4 protein-coding genes are annotated in these 4,099 nt (G+C 72.7%); all 4 read right to left on the bottom strand.

All coding sequences use genetic code 11. The annotated features are described in order from the left end of the window. Window positions 1-407, bottom strand: a 407-nt coding sequence (locus G3I65_RS42310) for an FAD binding domain-containing protein (protein ID WP_309235975.1), incomplete at its 3' end; no start/stop codon positions are given. Continuing rightward, window positions 404-874: a (2Fe-2S)-binding protein gene (locus G3I65_RS42305; RefSeq protein WP_125315271.1), complete on the bottom strand. Its 471-nt coding sequence runs from the start codon at window positions 872-874 to the stop codon at window positions 404-406. The genes G3I65_RS42305 and G3I65_RS42310, both read right to left, overlap by 4 nt. Then, a complete protein-coding gene (locus tag G3I65_RS42300; protein ID WP_160701075.1) occupies window positions 871-3,135 on the bottom strand; it encodes a xanthine dehydrogenase family protein molybdopterin-binding subunit in 2,265 nt (754 codons plus the stop codon). The genes G3I65_RS42305 and G3I65_RS42300 overlap by 4 nt, the downstream gene beginning before the upstream one ends. 79 nt (window positions 3,136-3,214) lie before the next feature. Beyond that, entirely contained in the window at window positions 3,215-3,976 is a 762-nt protein-coding gene (locus G3I65_RS42295; protein WP_160701074.1) for a sulfite exporter TauE/SafE family protein, read from the bottom strand. Window positions 3,977-4,099 lie beyond the last annotated feature (123 nt).

Below are 4,099 nucleotides of genomic sequence, written 5' to 3'. Positions count from 1 at the left end.
AGGACCGCGTCCGACGCCAGCACCGCCGCGGGCAGGTCGGCCGCCGAGTCGGCGTGCACCAGCGAGCCGCCGATCGTGCCGCGGTGGCGGACCTGGCGGTCGCCGACCTCGCCGGACACCCGCGCCAGCAGGGGCGCGTGCTCCTGCAATACCGGGTCCTGCTGGAGGTCGTGGTAGCGGGACAAGGCGCCGATCACGACGTCGTCGCCGTCGAGCCGGACGTACCGCAGCTCGTCGACCGGGCCGATGTCGACCACGTACTCCGGCGCGGCCAGCCGCAGCTTCATCAGCGGCAGCAGGGAGTGCCCGCCCGCCAGCACCTTGGCCTCGTCGCCGTGCTCGGCGAGCCTGGCCAGCGCTTCGTCCACTGTGGACACGCGCTCGTAGCGGAATTCGGCGGGGATCACCGGTCCACCTCCTGACCCGAAGCGTCGATCACGGCGCTGACGATGTTGTGGTAGCCCGTGCAGCGGCAGAGGTTGCCCTCGAGCCCGGCCCGGACCTCGTCGCGGGTCGGCTTCGGGTTGTCGTTCAGCAGCGACACCGACGCCATGATCATCCCCGGCGTGCAGAACCCGCACTGCAGGCCGTGCTGCTCGCGGAACGCCCGCTGCACCGGGTGCAGCGACCCGTCCGGCTCGGCCAGCCCTTCGACGGTGGTGACGGCGTGGCCGTCGGCCTGCGCGGCCAGCACCGTGCAGGACTTCACCGACTCGCCATCGAGCAGCACCGTGCAGGCGCCGCAGGACGTCGTGTCGCAGCCGATGTTCGTCCCGGTGAACCCGGCGGTGTCGCGCAGGAAGTGCACCAGCAGCGTCCGGTCCGGCACCTCCTCGGTCACGGGCCGCCCGTTGACCTCGATCGAGACCTTCACCGCGTGCTTCCCTTCCCAGCTTCTTCCAGTGCTTCCCAGACCCGGATGGGGGTCGTGGGCATGTCCAGGTGGTGCACACCTCGCGCCGAAAGCGCGTCCACCACGGCGTTGTGCACCGCCGGTGTCGACCCGATCGTCGCCGCCTCGCCGATCCCCTTGACGCCCAGCAGGTTCCGGTCGGTCGGGGTGGCCATGTCGACGAGCTCGAAGTCCGGCAGCTCGGCGGCGGTGACGAACGAGTAGTCCGCCAGCGTCGCGGTCGTCGGGTTGCCGTCTTCGTCGTAGGTGACGACCTCCATCAGCGCCTGCGCCGCCCCCTGCCCGAGCCCGCCGTGGCGCTGGCCGCGGAAGGTGAGCGGGTTGACGATCGGGCCGGCGTCGTCGACCGCGACGATCCGGCGCAGGTCGACCTTGCCGGTCTCGGTGTCGACCTCGACCACCGCGAGGTGCGCGCCGAACGGGAACGTCGGCTTGCCGCCGCCGAACCAGACGTCGGCCGACAGCTTGCCCTCACCGGCCGTTTCGGCCACCTGCGCCCAGCTGAGCACGGTGCTGGACGGCGCGCCGCGGACCTGCCAGACCCCGCGTTCGGCGTCCAGCTCGAGGTCGTCCGGCGCCGCTTCCAGCAGGTCGGCCGCCAGCTCACGCGCCTGTGCGATGACCTCCTCCGCCGCCTGCCGGATCGCCGAGCCGCCCAGCTGCAACGAGCGGGAGCCGAACGTGCCGACGGCCTTGGGCACCTCGTCGGTGTCGCCGTGGCGGACGGTGATCTTGTCGAGCGGGACGCCGAGCTGGTCGGACAGCAGCATCGCCAGCGACGTGCCGAGCCCCTGCCCGTGCGGCGAGCTGCCGGTCCACGCGACGACCGAGCCGTCCGGGTGGATGTCGACGCGGCCGCTCTCGCCACCGGCGTCGCCGCCGGTGATCTCGACGTAGGCCGCGATCCCCAGCCCCAGTTCGACCGGGTCACCGGCTTCGCGGCGGCGCTTCTGCTCGGCCCGCAGCTCGGCGTACCCGGCGGCGTCGAGGACCTTGTCCAGCGCCGCCGCGTACTCGCCGGTGTCGTAGGAGGCGCCGGTCGGCGTCTGGTACGGGAATTCCTCGGGCCGGATGAAGTTGACCCGGCGCACCTCGGCCGGGTCCATCCCGATCTCCGCGGCGAAGACGTCCATCCCGCGCTCGACCGCGGCGGTCGCCTCGGGGCGGCCCGCGCCGCGGTAGGCCGCGATCGGCGTGGTGTTCGTGACGACCGCGCGGCTGCGCGTCTCCACCTTCGGGAACCGGTAGACGCCGACGGCCATCAGCTCGGTCAGCGTCGGCAGGAACAGCGTCCGCGGGTAGGCGCCGGCGTCCTGGACGACGTCGAGGCGGTAGGCGAGGACGGTCCCGTCGCGCTTCCCGCCGATCGTCACGGTGTTGAGCTGCCCGCGGCCGTGCGTCATCGCGGTGAGGTTCTCGCTGCGCGACTCGACCCAGCGCACCGGGCGCCCGATCTCCTTGGCGGCCCACCCCAGCACGGTCGCTTCGGGGTCGGCGCCGATCTTCGCGCCGAAGCCGCCGCCGACGTCGGGGGCGACGACCCGGACGTTCTCTTCGCCGACGCCGAGGCTCGCGGCCAGCTGCGTCCGGGCGATCTGGGCGTTCTGGGTCGAGAGCCAGACCGTCAACCTGCCGTCTTCGCCCCACGCGCACGAAGCTCCGCGCACTTCGAGCGGCGCGGGCGCGACGCGCTGGTTCACGATCGTCTGCGAAACGACGACCTCGCACCCCTCGAAGATCGCGTCGTCGAACTCGGCCACGCCGTTGACCTGCACGACGTTGCTGCCGGTTTCGGGGTACAGCAGCGTCTCGTCCGCCAGCGCGGCGCCGATGCTCGCGACCGCGTCGAGGGGGTCGTAGTCGACGTCGACCAGCTCGGCCGCGTCGGCCAGCTGGTAGCGCTCCTCGGTGAGGACGAGCGCGACCGGTTCGCCGACGTAGCGCACGACGCCGTCGGCCAGCCACGGTTCCTGCACCGGCCCGGCCGCGTGCCCGCCGAGCCCGAGGTCGGCGGCGGTGAACACGCCGAGCACCCCCGGCGCCGCCTTCGCCTCGCTGACATCGATGCCCTCGATCCGCGCGTGCGCGATGGGGCTTCGCACGAACACCGCGTGCGCGGCGCCGGAAAGCGCTTCCTCCCGCAAATCGTCCACGTAGGTGCCGCCCGCGGTGATCAGGTTCTGATCCTCCTGGCGGACGACCCGGGTCCCGACAATGCTCATCTGGTCTCCTGCTCGCCGTTACCCCGCCGATCATGCCTTGTCCGCGGGGGTGCCGTCAGCACGAGAGCGGCAAAGTCTTTCAGGCGTAGGCCTGCCAGCCGAGCACGACGGCCAGTCCCAGCCCGGCCAGCCCGATCCCGATCCGCAGCGGCGTCGCCGGCAGGTGCCGCACGAGCGTGGAGCCCAGCCACGAGCCGCCGAGCGAACCGAGGCAGACGGCGAGCGCGGCGAGCCAGACGACCTTGCCGGTGCAGGCGAAGACGATCGCGGCGAGGAAGTTCGCCGACCCGGTGACCAGGTTCTTCGCGGCGTTCGTCCGGGCGAGCGGCTGGCTCCACACGGAGACGAGCAGGGCGAGCATGAGCACGCCGGCGGCGGCCCCGAAGTAGCCGCCGTAGACCCCGATGAAGAACGCGGCGACGCCGGTGGCGGGGCTGAGGCCGTGGTGCTCGGCGGCTTCGGCCAGGCGGCGCAGACGCGGGCCCGCCATCAGGACCACCGCGGCGCCGCCGATGAGCCACGGGACGATCGCGGTGAAGGCGTCCGACGGGGTGAAGAGGAGCACGAGCCCGCCGGCCGCGCCGCCGACGGTGGTGATGAGGCAGAGCGGGACGAGCCGGGCGCGCTGGCCGGCGAGTTCGGGCCGGGCACCCGCGGCGGCTCCGGCGGTGGTGCCGAGCATGGCGACGGTGTTGGTCACGTTCGCGACGACCGGCGGCAGCCCGGCGGCGAGCAGCGCCGGGTAGGAGACGAGCGAAGCGAGCCCGGCGGTGGCCCCGGTGAGGCCGGCGCCCACGCCGGCGAGCACGAGCAGGAGGAAGGTGGCCGGGTCGCTGATCACGTTGTCATCCCAACACGGCGGACCTGCCTCGCCGCGGTGAGCTTGCTCCCACCCGGGCGGCGCCGGTCCCGACGCCGTGAATGACTCATTCCTGTCACCAGACGACATGAATGAGTCATTCAC

Source organism: Amycolatopsis sp. SID8362 (assembly GCF_010550475.1).
GTDB lineage: Bacteria > Actinomycetota > Actinomycetes > Mycobacteriales > Pseudonocardiaceae > Amycolatopsis > Amycolatopsis eburnea.
Note: the sequence above shows the minus strand (reverse complement) of the source record. Positions and strands in the feature narration are given on the sequence as shown.